The organism is Fluviicola taffensis DSM 16823 (assembly GCF_943372375.1).
GTDB classification, from domain to species: domain Bacteria; phylum Bacteroidota; class Bacteroidia; order Flavobacteriales_D; family Crocinitomicaceae; genus Fluviicola; species Fluviicola taffensis_A.
Genome location: NZ_CALRYJ010000002.1, coordinates 164,119 through 190,470, shown reverse-complemented (window position 1 = coordinate 190,470; position 26,352 = coordinate 164,119). Strand labels below are relative to the sequence as shown.

Genomic DNA, 26,352 nt, shown 5'->3' with positions numbered 1-26,352 from the left:
CAATCGTATAATATTTTACCACAAATGCAAATATTTGAGTCGCCTCTTAGCCAGTAACAACTGCGAATAATGCTTTTACAATACTCCAAAGCGAGTGCGGTAGCCGAGCTGAAATTTGTGCATTCGTGGCAGAAGAAAATGCACTGCATTTGATAATGGGTGTGATCCCGATAGCTATAGGGATACATCCAACAAAAAACCGCCTGCTTCATATTTGAAAACAGGCGGCTTCAGACTAAACTATTTTTGAATTTTGAATTTTGAATTTATTGCAATTTATTCACGTGTCCGATGTATTTCTCACTCTTGTTTTTCAACCCGTCTTTCACATCGATTGTCCAAGTATATGTTCCATCCTTCACGAATTCACCATGGTATGTTCCATCCCATCCGAATTCCGGATCATGGGATTCGAAGATCACCTCTCCCCAACGATTGTAGATCATCAGGTTGTAATTTTCAATCAGGCGATCTTTTGAGAAGACCGGTTTGAATTCATTATTGAACTCATCACCATCAGGTGTAAAGGTATTCGGAACCCAAACCAGGAAGTCTCCATAGAATTTGATCGGTCTGCAAATCGTATCCGAACATCCGAATTCGGAAGTGACGATCAAACAGACATTCACTGTTTCATCCGCACGAACTCCATGGAAGGTGTGTGATGGATCCTCACTTGTAGAAGTTCCATAAGTTGTCCCGAAAGTCCAATCAAAAGTACTTCCACCATAAGACAGGTTTGTAAATTGAACCGTATTGTCCAACTCGCTCGGCAATTGAGGAGAGTAAGTATAGTTTGCGACCGGATTATCGTAAACACATACAGCCGAAGAGAAGTTTCCTGTTACCGGACAACCATCTGTCGTATTTGCTGTAAATGCCACGTCATAACAACCGGGTGTTGTAAATGTCACATTCAAACTTCCACAACCATTGAATGTCTGACCATCAGAGAAAGTCCAGGTACAATTCTGAAGATTTGTGATTGCCAGGTCATTGGAGAAGTTAATATTCAAAGGACTACATCCACTTTGGGCATCAGTAACAAACTGAGCTGTTGGAACAAAGTAGAAATCAACCAAAACATTCGTATCAACCGTAACACAAATATCGGAAACACTGACATTGTAAAGCGTTGGAGCTGTTGGTGTCACACTCACCTGATTCAAGGTATCGTTTGGAGAAGTACTCCACTGATAAGAATAAGTTGGCGCTCCACTCGTTACATTCACTTGCAGCACGATATTGTTTCCACTACAGATCGATGAATCACCAGTCAGATTGAATGCCAGAATTGGCAACATGGTCAGGTTAACCGCATTTGGTGCTGCCGTTGTACAACCGTTTTGATCTGCAACAGAAACCGTATATGTTCCGGGTGTCAATTGAATCACATCCTGAATTTGTCCGACAAATCCATTGCTCCAGGTGTACGTGTACGGTGCTGTTCCTCCGAATGCAACTGCATAAAGCGGAATCGTATCTCCGGTACACATCAAGCTATCCACAGTAGAGAATAACTGAACCGGAAGCGGTTGATCGATCTGAACAGAACTAACTGCTACACAACCTGCAGCATTTGTTGCTTGTATTAGATAAGCTTGTGCACACAAAGCTCCCTGTGTATTCGAAGGACCGAATGTAGCCCCATTGTCAAAACTGTAAGAAACAGCTCCCGGTGCATAAATTGTCGCATCACCATCACAGAATGTATTACAGGACACATTCGTATGACCAACCGAATCAATCACAAACTCTGCCGGATCAGTAATCACATAAGTTGTATCGAAAGAACAGTTATTCGCATCCGTAATTTCTAATGTATAAGTCCCATCACATAGATTGGAGTTTGTAGCAGAAGCTCCTGCAACACCATTCCAATGGTAGGTGTAATTGAGTGTTCCACCGGTAGCATTTGCAACGACAGAACCGTTACAGGATGAAAAACAAGTTGGATTCGTCAAATTCAAAGTTGCTGTTAACAATCCCGGTTGAGTCAATGCCTGAGTACCGGTAGCAATACAGTTATTCGTATCACGGACAACTAAATTGTAATTCCCTGCCGTTAACACTTGAGCAGTATTTGCAGATCCGAACGTACCTCCATTATCGTAGGAATATTGGTACGGAGCTGTACCTCCAAGAACCGTAACATCTATGGAACCTGAGCTATTTTGGAAACAAGTCAGATTCGTTCCGATTGAAGTGAAAGTTAATGTATCTGGTTGATCTATAGTAAAACTTAGTGTATCTGTACATGAATTCACATCCGAAATAATTGCATTATATGTTCCCGCACAAAGTCCGTTAAAGATACTGTCCGATTGAGTCACCCCATTGATTTCAAAAGTCAAAGCTCCTGTTCCACCTGTTCCGGTAACATGCGCACTTGCGTCACAAATGCTATGACAGGACGGCTCTGTAATGTACACTCCCGAGATTACCGGTGAAGCCATGTCCAGAATAGTCACAATGGAATCAACACTACATCCGTTTGCATCTTCCGCTTCCAATGGATAATCATCAGCAAGTAATCCTGTAAACACATTAGTCAGTGTGAAAGTCGTTCCGTTATCGATACTGTAACTGTAAGGCATCGTTCCTCCGGCCAAACTCATATCAATCTGTCCATTTGCATTTCCACAAGTGGATGGAGTAAGCGTAACTGTTAAGGCAACTCCGGCAGGTGAACCGATGATTGAATTGGTAGTATCCGAGCAGTTATTAAAATCTGTTACAATCAGGTCATACGTTCCGGCACACAAACCGGTTAACATTCCATTCACGTTGAAGGTAATACCACCGTCAACACTGAACATATAATTTGGTGTTCCACCGTTTCCATTCGCTGCAATCGTACCATCACAAGCATTGTTACAAAGTACATCCGTTGCAACTCCTCCTGCAACCAATTGTGCAGGCTCTATCAATGTGATAGTTGTATCCTGAAGACAGCCTTCCTGATCCATTACTACTACATTGTAAGTCTGAGCTGTCAAACTAACGAATGAGCTGGAAGCTACAAAAGTTGCTCCGTTGTCGATAGAATACTGGAATCCTCCGTTTCCTCCTGTTGCACCTAACTGAATAAATCCGGTACTATTTTGGAAACAAGTCAAGTCTATTTTATTATTGGAAATCTCAATTGGAAGTGTTTGAATAATTTCAGCAGTACCAACCTCCATACAACCATGGTCATCCACGACCATCAAATCATAGATTCCAACCGGTAAATTGGTAAACGTAGTTCCAGGTACGAAATTATTCCCGGCATCAATACTGAACATATACGGAACAGTACCACCGGCAGTGTTTGTAAATTCAATCTCTCCGGTTGAACCTCCATTACAGGCAACATTGGTTACAATCGGGTCAAATGTAATAGGATCCGGTTGATTCAGGTTTAATGGGATTGTGAAGACACAGAAACCACCATCGTATATCGTCACAATGTGACTTCCCTCATTCAATCCGGAGAAAAACCCACTTGATTGAGTCATACCTGAGTTATCCAATTCAAAGGTAATCGGCAATGCTCCATTCACATTTGTCACTTCAACTGTCCCATCAGACGAACCGAAACACAATGGGTCTGATTGTGTAATCAAAATACCATCCATCTCCACATCATTCACACCAAAAAAGACATGTTCCTGACATCCGATATCATCTACGGCAACCACATCGTAAGCACCCGCAAATAAATTCGGGAAATTGCCATTTGGTTGCAATGGACCTCCGTTTAATGAATAGTTAAAACCAGGGTTCGGACCTGTTGCAGTCACAACCAACTCCCCATTGTTGAATCCACAATTGGATTCCGTCATTGAAATCGTATCGATTTGAATTGCAGGTGGATCCACTAATGACGGATTGATCTCAAATTCACAGCCGTTAGCATCTGCAATTTCCACATCTTGAATTCCTGCACAAACATTCAAAATCACATTCGATGTTTGCGTGGCACCGCCATTGAGGCTATAAGAATAAGAAGGAGTACCACCTGAAGGCGTCACTGTGATCGTACCATCACATGAACCGTTACAAATCGGATTCACAGCAACAAATGTAGCTGATAGTGGTGTCGGTTGCGTAATTGCAACCGTTGAATTCGTCAAACATCCTTTGAAGTCCTTTACTACCACGTCAACGTTACCGGCACATAGATTTGTGATTGGATTCGCCAATGTGAACGTCAGTCCATTATCATGGGAAAAACTATACGGTGCAGTTCCTCCTGCAGGAGTTATTTGAATTTGACCGTCGCAAACACCGTTACAAGATGCATTCGTAATTACAGTTGTGTAAGTAAGCTGAGTAGGTTGGACAATTATAACCGGTACCGTTGCAATACAACCATTTGCATCCGTTACTGTTGCAGTATAGGATCCTGCAGACAAATTACTGAACAAATTGGATGCTTGGTTAGTTGGTCCGGGTGATAATGAATACGTATAAGGAGAAGTACCTCCCGTAATTCCAATAATCGCAGACCCATTAAATCCGCCAAAACAACTGACCGGTTGCTGACTTAAAATAGAAGCTGTCGGACTAACTGTTGAATTGATAGTAACAGATAGATTGTTTGTACAACCGTTCGCATCGGTTACGATCACATTGTAAACTCCCGGAGCCAAACCTGTAAATGTACCGGATGCATTACTCACTGCCCCTACCGTGTAAGTATAAGCAGTTGTACCTCCTGAAGCACTTACCGTTAATGTTCCGTTGTTCGTACCACATGTTGCAGGAACAGTGGAAACCAATGATAAGTTAAGTGGTGTCGGTTCAGTAATGGTCGTATTTACGGTAATCGTACAGCTATTAGCATCTGTCACTAAAACCGAATAAGCACCATCACACAAAGCTGTGTAATTATTGGAAGGCTGATTCGCCGCTCCGTTTAAACTATACTGATAAATTGGCGTACCACCTGAAGCATTGACTGTTATTGTACCGTTACAAACGTTGTTACATGTAGCATTTGCTTTCACGATCACAGCTGCCAAAGGAGTTGGAGCGGTGAGTGTCGTATTTGCTGTTGCAATACATGTGTTAGCATCCGTTACAGTTACAGAGTAATTTCCAGCACACAATCCGGAAAGGTTTGGTGTGGTTGCTCCGTTACTCCATGCATAAGAATAAGGCGCTGTAGTATTCGTGGTGAAATTCAATGTAACCGTTCCGTTACAAGGAGCTGCACAGGATAAATTGGTTCCTGCCAAAGTGATTACCGGATTTGGATTAACCACCGCGGCAATTAAAACAGTATCCTTACATCCTCCCGGAGTTGTATAGATCACCTGATAAGTTCCTGTATGAGCTACAACTGCACCCGCAATTGTAGGATTCGCAGCAGTTGAAGTAAACCCATTCGGACCAGTCCAGGCATAAGTTCCTCCCGGTGTTGAAACAACAGTCGTGAAATTTAATGCCGAACCTACACAAACAGGAGTATTTACGTTTGCTGTAATGTCTGTTAACGTGTAGTTTATAAATGTATTTGGTATTGTCCCTGTCTGACCGGTCCCACCATTTGTAGCACCATTTTCAACAAATTCAGTCAATGAAGTGGATAGTGTTGTACCACTTACTCCACCAGCAATATTTTGAGTCGGTGCTCCGGAAGTAATGGCAATATAACCGCCGCCGCCGCCGCCGCCAGGACCTTCACTTTCAGATCCAAGAGGACCTTGATCCCCTCCTTTTCCACCAACAGCATTCAACAACAGAGAATTAGCAACCGCACCTTTAATAATGACAGTTCCACCACCACCACCACCGGCAGGAGCATCGTTTGCAGAACCATTACTATTTGCTATTTGATTGACAGCAGCTCCACCTTCAGCACGAATGCTTCCTGACCCTGTCACATTCGGAGCAATGATATAAACAATTCCACCACCGCTTCCTCCCGGAGCATTCGAACCGTTGTTAGAGTCACCGGCTCCACCACCCCCACCAAAGAAAATTCGAGTTTGCGGTGCTATTGTCAAAGGTCTTCCACCATATCCGCCGTTAGGATCACGTTGATCACCTCCCCAGCTTGCGTCACTAGGTGCAACGACCAATGCATTTTGATTGCTTGAGCCATAAGAATATCCACCTCGTCCGCCACCGGATGAAGTTGTCAATACATTTCCGTTTGCGATTACATATGGATCCAACAACCATGCACTTGTACCCGGACAAGCCGTACACATGATACCCTGACCATTCCATGCAGTTCCATTCGATCCATTTGCACCACCACCACCACCGGCATTGTGGCCATTTCCACCACCACCGCCATTAGCTGGTGCCCCGCGATTATATGCTCCTGTAGGATATTCAGCTCCGAAACCTGCAATACTCTCGCCTTTTTCAGCTCCATCATTCGAGTTGGCAGAGACATAAGCAGTCATAATACCACCTCCGGCAGCACTCGTATTCTGTTCTGTAGCACCCGGTCTGAATCCGGCAGAAGTTGCCTGAATCATTCCATTTACTGTAACAGTACCAACACTATGAATGGCTACAATTCCGCCTTTTCTGAAGCCTCCTGCATCTTGCCAAATAAGAGGAACAATGGAAGCACCGGCATTCACTGTTAAAGTCGTATACGAAGGCACTTTCACCAATTGTACTCTTCCTGCTGTCGCATAGCTATTTACTAAAGGATTTTGAAGATTTACCGTATTACCTGCAGCAGACGTTACATAGTTGAATTCGTAAAAACCTGAGCTGTTATAAGCAGTAATAGCTCCATAAGTATCTGCATTTCCAGTATTAATAGTCGCACCTTGAGCTTGGTAAATCATGACCATATCACCACATTCCCAGTTACAGTTATTTCCTCCGGAATTATCTATAATAACAGAATTGGATCCCGCAGTTACGTTATTGGTAACAGGGCTGTAACAATTTACGACAGTATTGAGAGCAGTAATTGTTGCTGCTCCAGTCTTTCCAGGTTGTCCAAATGCAAAACATGCAGACAAAAAGAGAACGATAGAGAGTGCATACCGGATACATCCCATATCCGGGTTTGCTGGCAGAATTTTCGTTTTCATCACAGTGTGTATTAGTTACTTTATTGACGCTACAATGATTTAGTAAGAATTATGCCATGAACATTTACCGGCTTTCATCTTTCATTTTATCACTGCAGTCGAATATTAACAATTAAGATTCCAATTATTTTTTGCAAAATTGGGTATAATTATTCAATCTATAAAGTAGTTGACAAAGGTTAATAAATTATAAATCATTAATTATCAATTACTTAATCTAAATTGTGTGATATATCAATTAATAAAATTATACTTACATGTTAATTTTAACATTTCAATATTTTATTTCACACTTATATTCACATGTAATATTGCTAAAAGTTAATTAATTAACAATTGGGAATTCAACATTAATTTTGAGAGGTCGATATTTTAAATATTTAATGAATTTGTTAATAATCCATGGGACTCAAAAACCGAAAATGAAATGAAATACAATTAAAATATGGAATTTCATTTAATACTTCCCTTATTCATTTTGTACTTTAATAAGTGTTTCATTAGCGCAACCAATTCCATCATACCACACTAAAATAAGGTAAATACAAGCATTAGGATTCCAACAATTTAATATCCAGTCGATTAATCCCTTTTTATCTAAGAGAAAAGATTGATTTTAATTCTATAAATACTTCCTGCAACTCTTTGTAAATAAAAGTAATAGTTGTATCTTTGCACCCGTTTTCGTTGGAAAACACTGTGAAGTTTCGTTTGCAGTTTATTATTCATTTCTTTCAGGAAATACGAAACAGCCTGAAATACAAGTAGAAAAAGCCAGATGGCAAAACAAATTAACGCGCAGGGATCTGCGGATTTTGATTGGGACGCATTAGCGTTAGACGGGTACACTTTAGCACAACGTTCAGAACTATCTGACGTTTATGAGAAAACCCTAACTTCAATTAACGAGAAAGAAGTTATTGAAGGAACTGTTATCGCAGTCTCTAAAAAAGAAGTAATCATTAATGTTGGTTACAAATCTGAAGGGGTTGTTCCTGCTTCAGAATTTCGTTACAATGCTGAATTAAAAGCGGGTGATGTAGTAGATGTATTCGTTGAGTGTCAGGAAGACAAAAGTGGCCAATTGGTTATTTCTCACCGTACAGCTCGTATGCACAAAGCTTGGATTCGTGTAAATGATGTATTACGTACAGGTGAAGTTATCACTGGTTTCGTAAAATGTCGTACGAAAGGTGGTTTGATCGTAGACGTATTTGGAATTGAAGCATTCTTGCCAGGTTCTCAAATCGATGTTAAGCCTATCCGTGATTACGATGTATACGTTGGTAAAAACATGGAATTCAAAGTTGTTAAGATTAACCAGGAGTTCAGAAACGTAGTTGTTTCTCACAAAGCGTTGATCGAAGCGGAATTGGAAGAACAAAAGAAACAAATCATCTCTGGCTTGGAGAAAGGACAAGTATTGGAAGGTACTGTGAAAAACATTACTTCTTATGGTGTGTTCATCGACTTAGGTGGAGTAGACGGATTAATTCACATTACAGATCTATCTTGGGGACGTGTTAACCACCCGGAGGAAATCGTTGAATTAGACCAAAAACTGAACGTAGTAATCTTAGACTTTGATGACGATAAAAAACGTATCGCTTTAGGTTTAAAACAATTGCAACCACATCCATGGGATGCTTTAGATGCTAACTTAGCAGTTGGTGATAAAGTTTCCGGTAAAGTTGTTGTTTTAGCTGATTACGGTGCATTCGTTGAAATCGCTGCAGGAGTTGAAGGATTGATCCACGTTTCTGAAATGAGCTGGTCTCAACATTTACGTTCTGCTCAAGACTTCATGCAAGTTGGTGATACAGTTGAGGCTGTTATCTTGACTTTGGATCGTGAGGAGCGTAAAATGTCTCTAGGTATTAAACAATTGATGCCGGATCCATGGTCTGCAATCGAAGCTAAATATGCTGTTGGAACTAAGCACCATGCAAAAGTTCGCAACTTCACTAACTTCGGTGTATTCGTAGAATTGGAAGAAGGTGTTGACGGATTGATCCACATTTCTGATCTTTCTTGGCAAAAGAAAATCAAGCACCCATCTGAATTCTGTAAGGTAGGTGACGAAATGGAAGTAGTTGTATTGGAAATCGATCGTGAAAACCGTCGTATTTCTTTAGGACACAAACAATTGGAAGAAAATCCATGGGATGTGTTTGAAACTATCTTCGGAGAAGGTTCAGTTCACCAAGGTACGATTATCGAAACAAAAGATAAAGCTGGTATCGTAGCACTTCCTTACGGTGTTGAAGGAATTTGTCCTTCTAAACACTTACGTAAAGAAGACGGAACAAATGCAAAAGTTGAAGAGACACTTGATTTCAAAGTGATCGAATTCAACAAAGAGTCTAAGAAAATTGTTGTTTCTCACACTCGTACATTTGAAGACGGAACAGATGAGAAAACTACTGCAAAACCTGCAGCTGGTAAAAAAGGTGCAACAAGCGGAGCTGGTTCTTCTACATCTCAAGCTGTTAAAGCAAACAACTCAAGTAATGAGAAATCAACTTTGGGTGACTTGGATGCTTTGGCTGCATTGAAAGAAAAAATGGAAGGCGGAGAGTAATCCCCATCTTTTAAAATAACGGATCCCGTCTTGGTTTAACTGAGACGGGATTTTTTTTTACATTTATCCCTATGAGAATTATTTATTCGATCATCATTCTGCTTGCCTTTTGTTCTTGTCAGGAGAATGATGATTTAGTGATTAGTGTAAAGAACGTATCATTCAAAGCTGCAAGTACCGAAAATGAATATGCAGTACCAATGGTATCAACAGACAGTATTTCTTCCAGTCATTTTTTATTCGAAGTAAATTGGGACATCCAAAGAACGGATGTCGGCTACGATCCTGTTGAAACAACTGTTATAAATTCGAACCCGGTAGATTCAATTAAAATTTGGTCGGACCAAATAGTTGCAGGAAGAAACCCCGGAAACTCATTAAACACCCTATTCTACCAACAAATCTATTCCCTTAGTGTTTCTGAACCTGATTTACTTGAAGAAAATGGTAGTTTGATTTACAACTCCAGTTTCGACACTTTTGAAGAACCATTGCGTAAAGTTTCTTACTTAATTCCAAATTTTCAAATCAACCCGGGAACATACAACTTTTACTTTAGATGTATATTAAGAAACGGAACAATTCTTTCAAGTTCGCTCCCTAACGTAATCATTAAACAATAACACTATTCCAATGAAAGGATATAGGTTGCAAACTCTTCCGAAACATCCTTTGGCAGTATTCCGAATAGCGGAGGTTCAGCACTGGTAAAGAACAAATCGATCTTATGAAGCAAACAATATGACCCTGAAACAATTCTCAATTCTTTCCTCACTTCATTATTCATGGAATCACCAGTTAGAAAATAACTATCCACTAATCTTTCCTGCTCTTTAGTCATACGCAAATACTCAGAATTCCAGGTATCACATCTTTCTTTATCCCAACTTATTGTACAACGTGGCATAAGATCAGTTATAGAATCGTCATAAACCCGGATACGATCTTCCAATGAATCGGATATATGTTTTAGCGATCTGTATGATTTCAATTGACAAACAACATCCTCTAAACGGACAGATACCGCATTTTGTGCATTCACCTCAAACGCAAAAATCCACCCAAAACAAAACAGGTATTTAATCATCCAGGCAATATTAGTTCATTTTAAAGCAAGCAACTGTTAAAGAAATAAAAAAAGAATAATTTATTTTATTTTACAAAACACTCATAATCAATAATTTAATTCAAGAAATTGAAATTATTTTCAATTTAAATAGTACTTTGTATTGCATAGTACTAAATTATACATATATTTGTGTCATAAATAGTACTTGTTATGAATGTAGAAAATACTCAGGCCCAAATGCGAAAAGGAATCCTTGAGTTCTGTATTCTCAGCATCCTGAATAGCAGGGAAGCTTATCCTTCCGAAATTCTGGACCAACTGAAACAAGCAAAACTAATCGTGGTTGAAGGAACCCTTTACCCACTTTTAACCCGCTTGAAGAATATCGAACTCCTCACCTATCGCTGGGAAGAATCCACTTCTGGTCCGCCCAGAAAATATTACTCCATTACGGAAGGAGGAAAAAACACATTAGAAGCTTTGCAAATCACATGGAACGAGCTTCAACACGCCGTAGAAACATTAACTGCTAAAAAGAACTGATCATGAAAAAAACACTTTCAATACATTTAGGTCGTCAACTGTTTGTCATCGAGGAAGATGCTTACGACCGCTTACAAGCTTATCTGAAGAAATTAGAAACTTCATTGGCAAACGAATCGGGAATTACTGAAATTGTAGAAGATATCGAGATGCGCTTTGCAGAGTTATTGACTCAATATCTAGGAGAAACACGTCAGGTTGTTACCATTGCAGACGTTCAAAAAGCAATTTCTTCTTTGGGTGAACCGGAAGAAATCACGGAAGAAGCGGAACAACCGAAACAAACCCAAACAAATACCCAGGATTCAAACGGTCAGAAACGTATGTACCGTGACATGGATAACGCCATGCTAGGTGGTCTTGCTTCCGGATTGGCATCTTACCTGAGCATTGACCCGGTAATCATCCGTATCATTTTTGTGATCTTTGGGTTCATGGGATTCGGAGTTCCGGTATATATCATCCTTTGGATCATCGTTCCCAGTGCCAAAACTCCTTCCGAGCGCTTACAAATGAAAGGAAAACCTGTCAATATCGACACGCTAAAGGAAGAATTTGAAAAAACAGCAAACCGTCTAAAAGACGACACTATCAATGCTGCAAACAAATTCAAAACCAACAATCAGCATCTGACCAATCAGGCAACAAATGTTCTCCGGTTCATCGGAAAGATCATTGGAGTCGGTTTCATAGCCGGAGCATTGATTTGGCTGATCATATTCTCATTGATCGTAAGCGGAATAATTGATGTGGTACCAATGACGGGGGATCAGGAATTCGCCTCATTGTATGAATTTCTTCAACTCGTTTCCCCGGTGAATAAATCATTTTCATTGATTTGGATGGGAATTCTCTTAGTAGGATTTGCAGGACCTTTACTTTCAATCGCCATTGGCGCACGATTACTTTTGGGTAAAGTGAACAAGTATTTCAAATGGAATTTTATCTTGCTTCCATCAATCATTTTCATTGGAATTGTATTGGGAATCATCGGATCGATCAATTCCGCCAGAGATTATGAAGTATATGCCAGATCTCCTATACAAAGTATCGCCGTTGAAGCGGAAGAACTAAAACTGGAAGAGCTTCCCTTGATCATTAACAACGCTAAAATAGAAAGCAGCGGAGGGATTGATTTCATCTCCATCCGAAACGGGCAAATCATGGAGCATGGAGTAAACATTCAGTACAAGGAATCCAGAGATACTTTATTCCACATCTCTCAAAAATTCAGAGCTCACGGTATCGACTTGCCAAGCGCACAAAAAAGAGCGGTACATGTCAGACATCAGCTTAAAGTGGAAAACAATAAAATACTCATCAGTCCTTACTACAGTTTCCCTGCAAAAGATGGTTTGCGCAACCAGGAAGTTGAAGTGGTCATTGAGGTTCCAAGAGGAAAAAAACTCTTCATCAATAATCAGGAAGTCTTAGTAGACGGACAAGAATATGAAGGGGTGATGTACACCAATGAACCTTTTCGGGCTTACGAGAAAGAATAGCTCAAGAAATTGAATCAATACCAACCCAACATAAGTAAAGTAAGTGGTATTCAGGTAAAACTGGATACCGCTTTTGCTTTTCGATTGGTTATCAGTTAGAGTAAAGTAGCTCTATCGAAAATTTCAAATTAAAAAACACTAAAAAACTGAAAACAAGCATATTAAACACAAATCTGTTCGTAATTTAGCGAATTCTCGAATTCGTAAATTCTCGCGTTTTTTGGTCTCGCGAATGAGTTTCTATTGTGATTTCTTTCTTCTGAGGTTTAATGAATTCCTTCCCAATGATTCATATCAACCGGATCAAATTCTGATCTATTTGCAAGAGCTTACAAAACATCCATGTGAATTAAATCTCATTTCCAAGTATCTTGATATCACATCTGAAGCAATTTTGAAAAATCGAACCACAAATGAGCCAAAGTTGTAAATTTTGAACCTGATTCTTCCTTTGCGTACTTTAACTATGCCGTAAAACAAAAGCTTGTTTTCCTCTTCAAACCCTTCTATACTTGGCGAAGATTGATTATATTTGTGCAACTTTAAAGGAAAGCTATGGCATCACAAACACCCCAAGAAGAATTGATCGCGGTTGACTTTAATACATTCAAATCGGAGGTATTGAAAGACTTTCGTTTGGCTAGTATTTCAAGAGAAACCTCACTTTTAGGACGAAAAGAAGTTCTTACTGGAAAAGCTAAGTTTGGTATTTTCGGAGACGGAAAAGAATTGGCACAAATTGCATTGGCAAAACAATTCAGAGACGGTGATTTCAGATCGGGATATTACCGCGACCAAACCCTAATGATGGCCATAGACCAATTAAACGTTCGCGAATATTTCTCCGGTTTATTTGGTCATACAGATGAAGTAATCGAACCACAATCTGCCGGTCGCCAAATGGGTGGACATTTCTCTACACGAAATTTGGACGAGAATGGAAACTGGAAAAACCTGACACAACAAAAAAACTCATCAGCTGACATCTCTCCTACTGCCGGGCAAATGCCTCGTTTGTTAGGATTGGCACAAGCTTCAAAAGTATATCGTGAGCATCCGACATTGAAAGATCTGGAAGCATTCAAAAAATTCTCAAACGGAGGAAATGAAGTAGCATTCGGAACAATCGGTGATGCATCCACTTCCGAAGGACCTTTTTGGGAAACCATCAATGCTGCAGGAGTTTTACAAGTTCCTATGGTGATGTCTGTTTGGGATGACGGATATGGAATTTCCGTTCCGCGTGAACACCAGACAACTAAAGGAAGTATTTCTCAAGCTTTAAGCGGAATGCAGCGCACTGCTGATTCTCCGGGTTATGAGATTTTCGAAACAAAGGGTTGGGATTATGCTCACTTATGCGAAACCTACGAAAAAGCAGTTGAATTAGCTCGAACAAAGCATATTCCGGTATTGGTTCACGTAAAAGAAGTGAATCAACCGCAAGGACATTCCACTTCAGGATCGCATGAGCGTTACAAAGATGCTGCACGTTTGCAATGGGAACATGACTTTGATTGTATCAACAAATTCAAGGAATGGATCCTGAACTTTGATGCAGACGGTCAAAAGTTGGCTACAGAAGAAGAATTGGCTCAAATCACAAAAGAATCAAAAGACTTTGTAAACGAGCAAAAGAAAGAGGCTTGGAGCCTGTTCACCCAAGATTTGAAACAAGATTTGGATCGTGCAGTAGCCGTTTTGGAAAATCTGGCAAATGAAAGTACGAATGGTATCTTCATCAAACGGGAAATCGAAGCACTTCAAAAAACAATGAACCCGATCCGCAAGGACGTATTCAACACCGTTCGAAAAGTGTTGCGTTTGGTTCGTGACGAAAATACAGCTTCCAGAACAGCTCTGATTGCCTGGTTGAAACAGGAAACAGAAAATAATGCGGACCGTTACAGCAGTTATTTGCATTCAGAATCCGAAAATAGTGCATTGAAGGTGACAGCCGTTGCTCCAACTTATGATGGAAGCGGACACATGGAAGATGGCAGAATCATCTTGCGAGACAATTTCAAAGCAATCTTTGAAAACTATCCGGAAGCATTGATCTTTGGTGAAGATGCCGGAAAAATCGGAGGAGTGAACCAATCCCTGGAAGGACTTCAGGAACAATTCGGAACCCTGCGTGTTTCAGATGTCGGAATTCGTGAATGCACCATCATTGGACAAGGAATTGGAATGGCGATGCGTGGTTTGCGTCCGATTGCAGAAATTCAATACCTGGATTATTTGCTTTATGGAATCCAGATCATGTCGGATGACTTGGCAACTGTGCAATACAGAACAAAAGGCGGACAAAAAGCACCGTTGATCGTTTCCACTCGAGGACATCGTTTGGAAGGGATTTGGCACAGTGGATCACCCATGGGAATGATTATCAATTCCATCCGTGGAGTTCACGTCTGCGTTCCGAGAAATATGACAAAGGCTGCCGGTTTCTATAATACCTTGATGCAAGCTGATGAGCCGGCTTTGGTGATCGAACCATTAAACGGATACCGTATCAAAGAAGCTTTGCCGACAAATATCGGAAGCTTCACTACTCCATTGGGAATTCCTGAGATCGTAGCTGAAGGAACGGACCTGACACTTGTTTCTTACGGATCCACTTTCAATTTGTGTGAAGTGGCTGCGAAATCTTTGGCGGAAATGGGAATCTCAGTTGAATTGATTGATGCACAAACATTGCTTCCATTCGATATTAACGGAATGGTGGCTGAATCATTGAAAAAAACAAACCGTTTGATGATAGTGGATGAAGACGTAAGTTCAGGCGCTACCGCATTCTTATTGGATCAGATCTTGGTGAAACAAGGCGGATATGTTCATTTGGATTCTGCTCCTGTCACATTGAGTGCAAAAGATCACAGACCTGCTTATGGAACAGATGGGGATTATTTCTCCAAACCAAGTATTGATGATATTGTTGAGTCAGCTTATGCGATCATGAACGAAGCAGACCCGACAGCATTCCCTTCCATTTACTAATAAACATTTGAAACGGACTGCGAGCATATTGAGTATTGTTTTCGTAATAGCTTTGCTTTGGAAAGATATTGCGGCATTCTCATGGAACGTTTGGTTTTACAGGAATCAGGTCGAACTCGCAGCAAAATATTGTGTCAATAAGAAAAAACCGATGCTTCATTGTGACGGTAAATGTTATTTGGCCAAACAGTTGAAAAAATTGGAGCAGGAAGAGAAGAAAAATCAACCTGTTCCAAAAATGCCTTTGAAGTTGAAGGAAAATGTCTGGAATTCGGATTCTCAGGTAATTACTGCTTTCGAAAAGCATTCAGTTAGTTCTGTTGAAAAATCAGAACTTTTCTTTTATCAAAACAGAGAACTTGCTTCATTTTCGAGTTCCACTTTCCACCCACCCGCTGTCGGATAATCTCTTTATTGAATCTCATTCTGATTCAGAAAGCACTTTTTAATATTTCACGCAGATAGCGCAGATCACGCAGATTTTTTGAATATTATTCATGAATCGCTTAATTGTTCCATTCTATCTCAAGAAGTGTAAAACAGTCATTCTTCGAGAATGGTTTCAATAATCCATAGTACCCATAGAAATGACATGTATTGTAATTCACCATGCTCTGCGTAAATCTGCAGATCTGCGTGCTAAAAAATAGTGGATTTCATTTTGGTACGTAACACATTTAGAAATTATTAATACAGAATCATGAAAAAAGAAATCCTCTTTTTCGTGTGTCTGGTGCTATCCCATACCGCGCTATCCTGCGATGTATGCGGGTGTGGAGCTTTTAATTCCACACATGGCCTGGGAACATTGGCACAAGGCAACCGAACAAGTATTGGGCTGAATTATCAATACCGACTGTATAAAAGTGAGCACCCGAAAGTATTTGGGAATGGCATCGAACACAGTACCGATTATTTTCAACGATTGGATGTGTTGGGGCAATTGCGTCTTTCGAAAAGATGGCAATTACAGCTTTCCCTTCCAATCGGTTTCAACAAGCACGTTGCAGACGATACTACGTCACAAAAAAATGGATTGGGCGACCCGACTTTGATGGTTAACTTTTTCCTGTTTAACAAACAAGACAGTCTGCAAACACGTCTGTTTCGTTGGATTGTAGGTGCCGGAGTAAAAAGTCCCGTTGGAAAGTTCACTCACCCGAACGATGTCGACTTGTATCTCTATCCCGGAACCGGAACGTTTGATGCCGTGTTTCAGAATTCGTTCTTTTTCCAAAAGAAGAGATGGAGTCTTTTACAGACATCTCAATACATTCTTCGCGGGGAAAACAAGTACAAATACATTCCAGGATCCCTATTCAGTGCGAGTCTTTTCGGACAGTACAAATTCAGGACTTGGGGAATCTATGCCGGAACGCAGTATTCCTGGAGTGGTGTCGATTATCTGAACCGAAAGGCGATTTCCAGTTCTCCAACTCAAGGTCGCGTCCTGACAGGGATTATCGGAGCATCGGTTCAATTCAATTCGTGGGTGATCCAGGGGAATTATCACATTCCAATTGCCCAAAATTTAGGAGATGGAAACTCCCACCAAAAAACCGCATTCAGTATTTCACTTAATTATTTTTTCAATTAGATATGAAACCATTTTTTATAATAGCAATCCTCGTAAGCAGTATCAGTTTAACTGCATGTAAAAAAGATAAATCTACGGATGATTCAACAGAAACAGAAGATCATCCAACTGCAGTGATTACCATCACCTCTCCTCAGGAGAACGATACCATTCAAGGGAATTTTGCAGTGACAGGAACCATTGTTGGTACAGGAGAGCTACACGGATATCAGGTTACCCTTACCAAAGCTTCAAACGATTCCATCATCTACCAGAATGATATCGATGACCATGTAGCCGATTTCACGATCAATCAGGCTGTGACCAATTCATTCACCAATTACACACCATTAAAACTAGAAGTTGTGGCTGCCTTGGATCATGAGGGGCATACAACAACAAAAACGGTGCATTTTGTAGTGCATTGATCATTTGAAATAAAACTGTAGGGATGTGATGCGTCGCGTCCCTACAGTTATCCCATTTCCCAATCAAAATTGCTTATTTTTGTTTACCATGACAAAAAAAGAAAAAGCCCGGTACGTTATAGACGAATTGGAAAAATTGTATCCTGAAACTCCGGTTCCATTGGATCATTGGGATGCATACACCTTGCTTATTTCCGTATTGCTCTCAGCACAATGCACGGATGAGCGCGTGAACAAAATCACTCCTATCCTATTTAGACGTGCTTCGCGACCTCAGGATATGATCAAACTGTCAGTGGAAGAAATTCGCGACATCATCAAACCTTGCGGACTTTCTCCAAGGAAATCACAAGCGATCTACGATTTGTCGCACATGATTATTGATTTACATGGTGGTGAAGTTCCCGCTTCTTTTGAAGACCTGGAAAAAATGCCCGGAGTGGGTCATAAAACGGCTTCCGTTGTCATGTCGCAAGCATTTGGTGTTCCTGCTTTCCCGGTCGACACACACATTCATCGTTTGATGACTCGTTGGGGCTTAACCAGCGGTAAAAATGTAGAAGAAACCGAAGCGGATGCAAAAAAACTGTTTCCTAGGGATTTATGGAACAAACTGCACCTGCAAATCATTTTCTACGGTAGAAGCCACTCTCCTGCCCGCTCTCCAAAACGCGATATCGATTATATCACTGCAACAATCGGGACGAAAAAGGCTTTGGAGGAGTTGAAATAGGTTTGGAAGATTGGTTTCCGAAGGAAAACCCAAATACTTCTCGAAAAAACAACTAATTTTGTCCAAAATTTAAATACAATGAGATTCTTTACCACCTGTATACTCATTTCTGCTTTATTCTGCTCAATTGGTTGTAAGAAGACACAAAAGGATGATTGCTCAGAAGCACCAAGTCCTGTCGGCTTATCATCTAATGGTCCTGTGATCAAGGGATGGCCGCTTGTTTTGACTACAGCTAATTACGGCAATGGTTATACCTACAGATGGAAAGGTCCCAATGGTTGGTCGATGGAAACAACCGATAGCTGGGACAATTACGAACCGAATAAAGTAACGATAGATTCTGCATCTATAAATGACTCAGGAAAATATTTGGTGGAAATCGTTCACGAAGGATGTATCGTCGAAAGGGGAAGTGTAGATGTTGAGGTTACTGAACCACCACTTCCACCTTGCCCAACTGCAAATAATTCAAGCACATCGACTATTGGTGGTATTGGCGGAACAACATACTCTAATATTTCACACTCAGATGGTATTTATTACAGTGTTTATGCAAGTGGTGCCATCAACCAGACCATCAATTTTGTATTTAAAGGAAAACCAAAACCGGGAATGTATCTAGCTTATCAAGGGTATCATCCTTCAGAAGTAAATCAGGCTACTGTTTATATTCAGGCTGGATTTGATGACTTCTTCATGGAATCCTATTATACAATCTATGTGAATGAAGTGAATGGAAAACTGCAATTTGCATTTTGTAATGCTAATTTCACGAATCCTGTCAGTAGTTCTCCATTAATCATTTCTGCAAAAGTCACTCTTCCATAGAAAGAACTATTGGTACAAGTCGTTTAAAACGAGATAATAGCCATCTTTTCCAGGTTTTTCTTCGGATTTTTAAAACGGGCAATGTGTAACTTCCTCATATCATCATAGAAAATAAATGGTTCGGGTTCACACCACCACGTATTCTCCGGATAAATCTGAACCAATGATTTCACCTCGCCATTCTCCAAATCAATCTTTCTGAGATAAAGATTGATATTGGTTCCATCCGTCATGGAAGAAAAGGGATAAAAGGAATAGATTCCTGCCCTACAGTTCTCGTTGTATTCCCTGCTGTAAAAATACAAATTGGGACCATCGATATGATGAGAGAAAAAATTGTACAGGCGATGTTCATCGTATACCATCAGTTTCTTCCACAAGATCTTGCCTTCGGTTGAAACCATGAAGAGTAACTTGCTGTTCAAGAGTTCAGGAGAATCATCTTCCACCTGATCCGAAATAAAGAAGATATCTCCATTTGGCATGGTCTGATAGCAATCGTTGTGAGACAAAACTTCAAATGGGTGGTCCTCCCCTTCATTCAATTTTAACTTTTCCAAAAATTCCCTATTATCATGGGAAACAAAATCAGCATATTCGAACCATTCCAATTTTGAATCAAGCACTCTTCCGGTTGAACTCCATTTGAGAAAGTAAAATCCGGATTTTTTCTTTTGAGGCAGTTCCTCTCCAAATCGTTTGGTCACAATGACATGACAAGTGATCTCTTTCCCGGAACTCCATGTAAAATACGTTGAACCTATTTCAAAATCCCATTCGGGAACATCCAATTCAATTGTTGAAACACTTCCTGTTCTTTTTTCAATTTGAAGGAGATCGATTCTTGAAAACAAGTAACGGTTATCGAGCTTTCCTTCTTCTTTCACAAACAAAGGCAGAAACAGGTTTCCATCCTCATTCATATTCCATTCATTCATGAATTTATTTGATCGGTAATCGTATTCGGAAAAATCAAAAGACCACTTCATATCCAAATCAAAATCAAAGCGATAAATAACTCTTGGTATGACTTTTCTCAGGGATAATTTGGGTTGATAGATTCTTTCGGGATTCACCGTGGGATCCGTATCACCTAAGCAGAATGAAAAACCGGTATCATCGGATTTACAAAATTTCAAGTTCAAATAAGCCTTTGGAAGTTCCTTTTGACTTACAATTTTCAGTGTTTCAATATCCCTTTTCACCAAAATGCTTCTTCGTCCTTCTTCCAGTGACACCTGCTTTTCGCTGGAAACATAGTGAATCTCATACAGGAACTGCCCCTGAACAAAAGCTTTCAGCAACCAGCCTTCCGATTTGTGCGGTAATTCCGGACTTAAAAGAACCTGATTTCGAATCGAAGGTTGAGCAGCGGTATCCACTACGAAAATTCCGGACAGCCCGATTGAAGATACGATTTTGGTTTTCCAGATCCCTAGAATGAACTTACCCGATTCAGGAAAATCTTCTGTAATACGGATAGTCTGTCCGAAGGAATTTCCAACCAGGAAAATGGAAAACAAAAGGCAGCTTAGATACTTTTTCACAGATTGATTTTGATGTTCAAAATTAAATAGAATTCTTCGGTATCAAATCATACCAATTCTACTTTTTCAGATTTACACCATGATTAATAGTTGATCACTAACAAACGATCCAGGTGCTTTTGGGGAAATGAATACCTCACAATCATTTTTTTGTCTTTGTTATAAATGACACCTTCCGGATGAAATTTCCCGGATGGATTTGCGATCAGTGGTTGATTGGATATCTCTTGGCCATTTTCCAGTTCAATAACACGTTCTGCCAATAAAACCGTCTCCCCATTGACCATTGATCTCAAGTTCTTCAAAACGTACTTCCCATTTTCATACGAAGCCGAAAACTCCCGGATCAGGAAATGCAATTGGTTATCTTTCAGGAAAAAATCCCCACTCCAATAGAGTTCGTTATCATTCAACGGGATCAGTTTCGTCCATAAAAGATCTCCTTCCGGAGAAACCAAGTAGATCAATTTACTGCCTTCCAAAGCGGGTAAAAGCCCCATGAATGTATGGGAAACATGCAACACATTTCCATTCTCAAGAAACTTCACGTGACTCGTTGAAACGTTATAATTGACTCTGGTGAGATCCTCCTTTTCAGGCTTGAAATGATAGAATTCCGCATACTTTTTCAAATCCTCATCCATAAACTCACTAAAAGAAAAGACGTGTTTTTTTAAGGTGATCAGTTCTCCGGCATCATTCCATTTAAAATAAGCATATCCAATTCCAAGATGTATTTTTTTGGGCGGCGGTGCTTTTATTAATTCGGAAGTTAAGCACATCCCTGTCAATTCACCCTCCTCATTGTTGTAGTTAAACTTCACATATTTGATGAAAATACTATCCGGCACGTTTGGTTTAATCACTTTTTGAACCCCCAGTTTATCCGTCACAATTAAAAACAAGTCCGATTTTGAAACGGTCATTGAATCAGGGAAATGAAAGGTCATCTTTTTTTTAACGGATAAGGACATGATGACGTTCGATTGATCATCCATTGCCACTTTGTCCAATCGAATATTTTTATCTGCGAATAATTTGAATCCATTCTTCCAGACAACTTCCAAATTCAAATTGATCCGATAGAGATTGATAGATGATAGCAAATAGAATCCTTTCGAATCACTTCCATCAAAATTAACCTCCCATTCATCCAATTCCAGTGTGTTTCCCACTTGTTTTAAACTCGGCAATTCCCGTTTGATAATTCCGGTACCACTAACCAGATTTTTGTCTTTTATCAAATGTATTTCATAGATAAAATCACCTTGCAAAAACAGTCGGTCGAATGAAGTAATTATTCCCTTCTTGAATTCAGGCTGAGATAGCAGTAATTCTTTCTTCTCCGGATTTTTAGGATTCACAATCACATATTTCAAGGTCCTTATATCCGAACCGGCTTGGTGATCTTTTTGGGAATAGATAATCCTTTCTTCACTTGAACTGATACATTTCTCGAGTGTTTCAGGAAGGGCTTCCGTGAATTCCAATTCTTGTGAAAAACCGATCCGGACAGGAATAAAAAGAAAGAATAGGACCGTTATGGAGTAGGTAAGTTTCATCGGTTGGCTTTTGATAAAAGTAATTGAAAATTGGAATAATCCATTCCAAAGGCTCGCCTTTTATTTGACAAAAAAAATTCCAACCCCCTGAGAGAGATTGGAATCCATTAGTTTATGAACTGGTTGAAATACTAGTAATTGATTGATAAAAATTGTTCCCGATTCTTAGCTGTAAAGGAATATCTGACAATTACCTTGTTGTTTTTATTGTAAATTACAGCTGTCGGCATAAATTTATCTGTCGGGTTTGCAAACGATTTATCGGACAGCTCATTTCCTGTTTCCAAATCCAATACACGCTCAGACAAACAGATTGTTTTACCGTTTGCGGGAGAGTTAATGATATTGTAAACATATTTTCCCGTCTCAAAAGACTTTGTAAAATCCTGGATCAACAGATGGACTTTATTGTCTGCAATATAAAAATCTGTATTGCGATAAATTCCATTGGAAGAATAAGGCAACATCTTTTGCCAAATCATTTTCCCTTCTGGTGAAAGCACAAACATCATTTTACTGTTTTCCAACTCCCCATTGTATTTCCCCATGGAAGTTGCGATAAAGAATACATTCCCGTTCTTTAAAAAACGAATATTACTAAAGCCTTGATAAGCCAACCATCTGTCCAGGTCGCATTTCTCAGACTTCAATCCAATGGTCTGCAAACACTTCTGCATATCCTCATCCAGAAAATCAGTAAATGAAAAATTGTGCTTTTCATGGGAAACAACAGACCCTTCATCATCCCACTTAATAAAAGTATATCCGATTCCCTTGCTCAAGTAAGATTCCGGATTCGAGTTTGGTTCTGTTGCCGTTATAAACAATCCTTTTAGTTGTTTGGATTTCTCATCGTAATTGAATCTGGCCGCCTGAACAGTGATGCTTTCCGGAATTTCAGGACTAATCACTTTCGGATCACCTCCTAGTAGATCCGTAATGATAAACAGTAGCGAAGATTTACGTGGAGGTGTTGAACCGAAAAATTTTGTCTTTACTTTCGCATCAACTGAAACTGTCATTAAGACATTTTGATTGTCATCAACTTCAATAGCACTCAATCGAACGCTATAGTCTTCAAACATCTCATATTTTTTTGTCCAAATCACATTTAAATCCAAATCGATTCGATACAAACTCGTTTTGGAAAAGAAGTAAAATCCTTCTCCGTCACTTTTAGCAAAAGTTGCATCGTAATCATTCAGTTCAAGAACCTCACCCACTTGCTTTAAAGTAGCTAGCTCACGTTTAACGATTCCTACTCCAATCACACTATTGTAATCATATATCTCGTGAATCTCGTAAACAAAATCACCCTGAACAAACATGCGATCAAACACAACTCTGGTGGTCTTGCTGAATTCAGGTTTCGATTTGACGGTCATTTTTTTCTCTTCCGGATTAGCCGTATTTACAACAATGTATTCTACAATTTTAGAATTCGTTATCAGATTGACATCCTCCTTGTAGTAAATCATTTTATCGTTACTTGCTCCAACGAAGATTTCGCGAACTTCAGGTAATTCTGCCGAAAAAATTGGTTCTTGCGCTTGACTTAAATTACTGACACCCGAAAACAGGAATGCCAATAGAATAAAATAGGTGATTTTCATTTTAATAATTTTCGACAAAAGTAACCCAAAAATCAGATTACATTGCTCAAATTCTTTTTTTCAGAACTTAATAAACAACTAAAACCTTTATTCACTGCTTTGTTAGAATGAATCACTCTAAGTCCATTTAAAAATGGAATTTTAGAGAAAATCAGCCATTAAATCTCCCTTTTTCATGAGTTAACTATGCTTTGAAATCAAACAGACAGGGAAGCGTTATTTTTGTTATTTTTATTCAAATCATAATTACTCAAAAATCACAAGTTGAAAAATATCCTAGTAGCTTCATTGGTCAGTTTGTTTTGCTGTCTTTTTATTTTTCGTGTTCATACTTTAAAAAAATCCAATAGTATGATCAACTGGAAAACGGAAACAATAAATAAGGCTCATAAGCTTATTTCAAACGAATACCTAACAGAGAACGTTGCTTTTCACAAAATCGAACCTGCATTTGCAAAAAGACCTCTGACCACTTTATTTATCGAAGCACTTGCTTACAATACTCCTTTAAATATAGGAGAAGCCTTTGTTGCTGTCAATTTTGGATTGCTCTTTTTTTGCGGGATCGCCTTGTTTTACCTTGCAAGATTAATACTGGGAAATACACGTCTTTCCAATTTCAGCATGCTCTTCTTCTTCTTAAGTTTCACCGTACTTTTTTCCTTTTTCCCGACGAATTATTCATACGATGAACCCCTTCAATACCTGTTGATCTTTTTAAGCTTAGCTGCATTAATCCGGAAGAAATGGGCATTATTTATTCTCGGTTTTAGTTTAAGTCTGATAGCACGGGAAAGTACCATTTTGATCTTACCCGCCATTGTATTGTATTTTATGGAGTTTGAACGGAAGACCCTTTTCCATTCTGAAAGTATCAGGAAAATACTGGCCGTAATACTTCCTGTAGTTATCTATGCAATTTTTCTATACCTGTTTATTAGCCTTTCAGGAATTGGAGAAAAATCAAAGAATGATCTGGGAGGAAGGTTTTCTCATTTTTTAATCAACTTCCAAAATCAGGAATATGCTGTGGAGTCACTCTTATCATTTGCACTTGCAATTGGTGTACAAGCTTACTTTTTGTTCAGTTATTTATCAAACAATCCACTTACAATAACGGAGAAAAAACTAATCAAAGCCTTTCTCCTAACCCTGATATTTAATACGATAATTGTTCTGAGCACTACCCTTGCAAGAGAAATACGTTTGTTTGCTTTACCGCTGGTGTTTATCTGGCCAATTTTCGGAAAAGTCTTGCTACAAGAGCTCAAAATTTTAGGTTCGGCGAAGAATTATCTGAAGTTGGTGAACAACCTATTATCTGTTGGCACTTTGATTTTACTTTGGGCCTTTTGCTTTTTAATCTACCGCTTTATTTATACTCAAACCAACGGAATCAGGAAAAATCACTTAGATGAATACCTTTTGGTAGTATCTGCTTTGATTTCATTGCACTTTGTAATGAAAATGCGATTGAAGTACGATAAAAACAACCAATTATCAGGAGTTTAAACAAAGTGCTTAATTCAGGATGCATATTGGTTTATTTAAAACTGTTTTCTCTACCTTTATTCTGAATTCAAATCAATCAGTATGTCGTTTCAAGTATATCTGGACAATATCAAAGCCAAAACGGGAAAACTTCCGGAAGAATTCCAAAAATTAGCACAAGAAAAAGGCTTCATAAAAGATGGGGAACTATTGGCAGATATAAAAGCCGGTCAGATCGTAGCCTGGCTGAAAGAGGAATTTGAGTTGGGTCATGGTCACGCAATGGCTATTTACGCATATTTCAAAGGAAAACGGTCATGAGCGAATCCAAAGTTAAAATCACCAATAAGCAATCCGTTGAAACCATCGCTATTGGTGCTTCCGCTTACAATATTTTGTTGAACAGTCAGCAATCGGAAGGACAATTAGCCATTATTGAAATGTTGGTTCCTCCCAACGGCGGCCCCATTCCACACGAGCATAAAGGATTCCAGGAATGTTTCTATGTCTTGGAAGGTGAAGTGGAAATGCAGACCAAAGGAAATAAGATTCTTGCAAAACAAGGAGATCTGGTTCATATTCCATTGGACGGACCGGTTCATTGCTTCAAAAATAGCACTTCTTCCAATGCACGGCTTTTGTGCATTGTTGCTCCATCCGGATTGGATTCCTTTTTTGAAGAAGCCGGACGAAAAATTCCCGCTGGAACATTACCTGATCCAGTTCCACCAACTCCGGAACAAATAGCTCATGCGCATCAAATAGCAGAAAAATATGGGCAGAAATTGTATCCGAAAGATTACTTGGATTAAATCATGAAATTT

18 protein-coding genes are annotated in these 26,352 nt (G+C 39.5%); 13 read left to right on the top strand and 5 right to left on the bottom strand.

Annotated elements, in window-relative coordinates; all coding sequences use genetic code 11:
* Nucleotides 1-266: 266 nt before the first annotated feature.
* The gene (locus tag AAG807_RS04145) at nt 267-7,052 is read right to left on the bottom strand and encodes a gliding motility-associated C-terminal domain-containing protein (RefSeq protein ID WP_341901063.1); all 6,786 of its coding nucleotides are present in this window, start codon (nt 7,050-7,052) and stop codon (nt 267-269) included.
* A 778-nt stretch (nt 7,053-7,830) separates the two neighbouring features.
* Here AAG807_RS04145 and rpsA point away from each other — a divergent pair.
* Both rpsA and AAG807_RS04135 read left to right on the top strand, forming a co-directional pair.
* A complete protein-coding gene (gene rpsA, locus AAG807_RS04140) occupies nt 7,831-9,633 on the top strand; it encodes a 30S ribosomal protein S1 (RefSeq protein WP_341901062.1) in 1,803 nt (600 codons plus the stop codon).
* A 71-nt stretch (nt 9,634-9,704) separates the two neighbouring features.
* Nucleotides 9,705-10,256, top strand: a complete 552-nt coding sequence (locus AAG807_RS04135) for a hypothetical protein (RefSeq protein WP_341901061.1) — start codon at nt 9,705-9,707, stop codon at nt 10,254-10,256.
* A 2-nt stretch (nt 10,257-10,258) separates the two neighbouring features.
* On the opposite strand, the gene AAG807_RS04130 is transcribed toward AAG807_RS04135, so the two are convergent.
* A complete protein-coding gene (locus tag AAG807_RS04130) occupies nt 10,259-10,720 on the bottom strand; it encodes a hypothetical protein (protein ID WP_341901060.1) in 462 nt (153 codons plus the stop codon).
* A 192-nt stretch (nt 10,721-10,912) separates the two neighbouring features.
* Here AAG807_RS04130 and AAG807_RS04125 point away from each other — a divergent pair, with 192 nt between their 5' ends.
* From AAG807_RS04125 to AAG807_RS04090, 8 genes are all read left to right on the top strand, one after another.
* Nucleotides 10,913-11,245: a PadR family transcriptional regulator gene (locus AAG807_RS04125; RefSeq protein WP_341901058.1), complete on the top strand. Its 333-nt coding sequence runs from the start codon at nt 10,913-10,915 to the stop codon at nt 11,243-11,245.
* A 2-nt stretch (nt 11,246-11,247) separates the two neighbouring features.
* Complete coding sequence (locus AAG807_RS04120; RefSeq protein ID WP_341901057.1) at nt 11,248-12,747, top strand: PspC domain-containing protein; 1,500 nt, start codon at nt 11,248-11,250, stop codon at nt 12,745-12,747.
* Between the two features lie 555 nt (nt 12,748-13,302).
* Nucleotides 13,303-15,747 carry a thiamine pyrophosphate-dependent enzyme gene (locus AAG807_RS04115; RefSeq protein WP_341901055.1) on the top strand — a complete coding sequence of 815 codons (2,445 nt, stop codon included), beginning with the start codon at nt 13,303-13,305 and terminating at the stop codon, nt 15,745-15,747.
* Nucleotides 15,748-15,775: 28 nt separating this feature from the next.
* A complete protein-coding gene (locus tag AAG807_RS04110) occupies nt 15,776-16,153 on the top strand; it encodes a hypothetical protein (protein WP_341901053.1) in 378 nt (125 codons plus the stop codon).
* 294 nt (nt 16,154-16,447) lie between these two features.
* Entirely contained in the window at nt 16,448-17,344 is an 897-nt protein-coding gene (locus AAG807_RS04105) for a hypothetical protein (protein WP_341901051.1), read from the top strand.
* 2 nt (nt 17,345-17,346) lie between these two features.
* A complete protein-coding gene (locus AAG807_RS04100; RefSeq protein ID WP_341901049.1) occupies nt 17,347-17,751 on the top strand; it encodes a hypothetical protein in 405 nt (134 codons plus the stop codon).
* A gap of 88 nt (nt 17,752-17,839) precedes the next feature.
* The gene (nth, locus tag AAG807_RS04095) at nt 17,840-18,484 is read left to right on the top strand and encodes an endonuclease III (protein ID WP_341901047.1); all 645 of its coding nucleotides are present in this window, start codon (nt 17,840-17,842) and stop codon (nt 18,482-18,484) included.
* Between the two features lie 78 nt (nt 18,485-18,562).
* Complete coding sequence (locus AAG807_RS04090) at nt 18,563-19,315, top strand: hypothetical protein (RefSeq protein WP_341901046.1); 753 nt, start codon at nt 18,563-18,565, stop codon at nt 19,313-19,315.
* A 23-nt stretch (nt 19,316-19,338) separates the two neighbouring features.
* Here the strand turns inward: AAG807_RS04090 and AAG807_RS04085 are convergent, their stop codons facing one another.
* The 3 genes from AAG807_RS04085 to AAG807_RS04075 all read right to left on the bottom strand — a co-directional run bounded on the left by AAG807_RS04085 (nt 19,339) and on the right by AAG807_RS04075 (nt 24,037).
* Nucleotides 19,339-20,862: a hypothetical protein gene (locus AAG807_RS04085; protein WP_341901044.1), complete on the bottom strand. Its 1,524-nt coding sequence runs from the start codon at nt 20,860-20,862 to the stop codon at nt 19,339-19,341.
* 83 nt (nt 20,863-20,945) lie between these two features.
* Complete coding sequence (locus AAG807_RS04080; RefSeq protein ID WP_341901042.1) at nt 20,946-22,424, bottom strand: hypothetical protein; 1,479 nt, start codon at nt 22,422-22,424, stop codon at nt 20,946-20,948.
* A 131-nt stretch (nt 22,425-22,555) separates the two neighbouring features.
* Complete coding sequence (locus tag AAG807_RS04075) at nt 22,556-24,037, bottom strand: hypothetical protein (protein WP_341901041.1); 1,482 nt, start codon at nt 24,035-24,037, stop codon at nt 22,556-22,558.
* A gap of 351 nt (nt 24,038-24,388) precedes the next feature.
* On the opposite strand from AAG807_RS04075, the gene AAG807_RS04070 reads away from it, so the two are divergent.
* The 3 genes from AAG807_RS04070 to AAG807_RS04060 all read left to right on the top strand — a co-directional run bounded on the left by AAG807_RS04070 (nt 24,389) and on the right by AAG807_RS04060 (nt 26,340).
* Complete coding sequence (locus AAG807_RS04070) at nt 24,389-25,549, top strand: hypothetical protein (RefSeq protein WP_341901039.1); 1,161 nt, start codon at nt 24,389-24,391, stop codon at nt 25,547-25,549.
* A gap of 81 nt (nt 25,550-25,630) precedes the next feature.
* Nucleotides 25,631-25,849: a DUF4287 domain-containing protein gene (locus tag AAG807_RS04065; protein WP_341901038.1), complete on the top strand. Its 219-nt coding sequence runs from the start codon at nt 25,631-25,633 to the stop codon at nt 25,847-25,849.
* Nucleotides 25,846-26,340 carry a cupin domain-containing protein gene (locus AAG807_RS04060; RefSeq protein ID WP_341901036.1) on the top strand — a complete coding sequence of 165 codons (495 nt, stop codon included), beginning with the start codon at nt 25,846-25,848 and terminating at the stop codon, nt 26,338-26,340. Before AAG807_RS04065 ends, AAG807_RS04060 begins: the two co-directional genes overlap by 4 nt.
* Nucleotides 26,341-26,352: the final 12 nt, after the last annotated feature.

Coding starts and splice junctions, on each gene's coding strand:
- AAG807_RS04135 (WP_341901061.1), top strand. CDS start 9,705: ATGAGAATTATTTATTCGATCATCATTCTGCTTGCCTTTTGTTCTTGT.
- AAG807_RS04060 (WP_341901036.1), top strand. CDS start 25,846: ATGAGCGAATCCAAAGTTAAAATCACCAATAAGCAATCCGTTGAAACC.
- AAG807_RS04065 (WP_341901038.1), top strand. CDS start 25,631: ATGTCGTTTCAAGTATATCTGGACAATATCAAAGCCAAAACGGGAAAA.
- nth (WP_341901047.1), top strand. CDS start 17,840: ATGACAAAAAAAGAAAAAGCCCGGTACGTTATAGACGAATTGGAAAAA.
- AAG807_RS04130 (WP_341901060.1), bottom strand. CDS start 10,720: ATGATTAAATACCTGTTTTGTTTTGGGTGGATTTTTGCGTTTGAGGTG.
- AAG807_RS04120 (WP_341901057.1), top strand. CDS start 11,248: ATGAAAAAAACACTTTCAATACATTTAGGTCGTCAACTGTTTGTCATC.
- AAG807_RS04115 (WP_341901055.1), top strand. CDS start 13,303: ATGGCATCACAAACACCCCAAGAAGAATTGATCGCGGTTGACTTTAAT.
- AAG807_RS04105 (WP_341901051.1), top strand. CDS start 16,448: ATGAAAAAAGAAATCCTCTTTTTCGTGTGTCTGGTGCTATCCCATACC.
- AAG807_RS04145 (WP_341901063.1), bottom strand. CDS start 7,052: ATGAAAACGAAAATTCTGCCAGCAAACCCGGATATGGGATGTATCCGG.
- AAG807_RS04125 (WP_341901058.1), top strand. CDS start 10,913: ATGAATGTAGAAAATACTCAGGCCCAAATGCGAAAAGGAATCCTTGAG.
- rpsA (WP_341901062.1), top strand. CDS start 7,831: ATGGCAAAACAAATTAACGCGCAGGGATCTGCGGATTTTGATTGGGAC.
- AAG807_RS04075 (WP_341901041.1), bottom strand. CDS start 24,037: ATGAAAATCACCTATTTTATTCTATTGGCATTCCTGTTTTCGGGTGTC.
- AAG807_RS04080 (WP_341901042.1), bottom strand. CDS start 22,424: ATGAAACTTACCTACTCCATAACGGTCCTATTCTTTCTTTTTATTCCT.
- AAG807_RS04070 (WP_341901039.1), top strand. CDS start 24,389: ATGATCAACTGGAAAACGGAAACAATAAATAAGGCTCATAAGCTTATT.
- AAG807_RS04090 (WP_341901046.1), top strand. CDS start 18,563: ATGAGATTCTTTACCACCTGTATACTCATTTCTGCTTTATTCTGCTCA.
- AAG807_RS04100 (WP_341901049.1), top strand. CDS start 17,347: ATGAAACCATTTTTTATAATAGCAATCCTCGTAAGCAGTATCAGTTTA.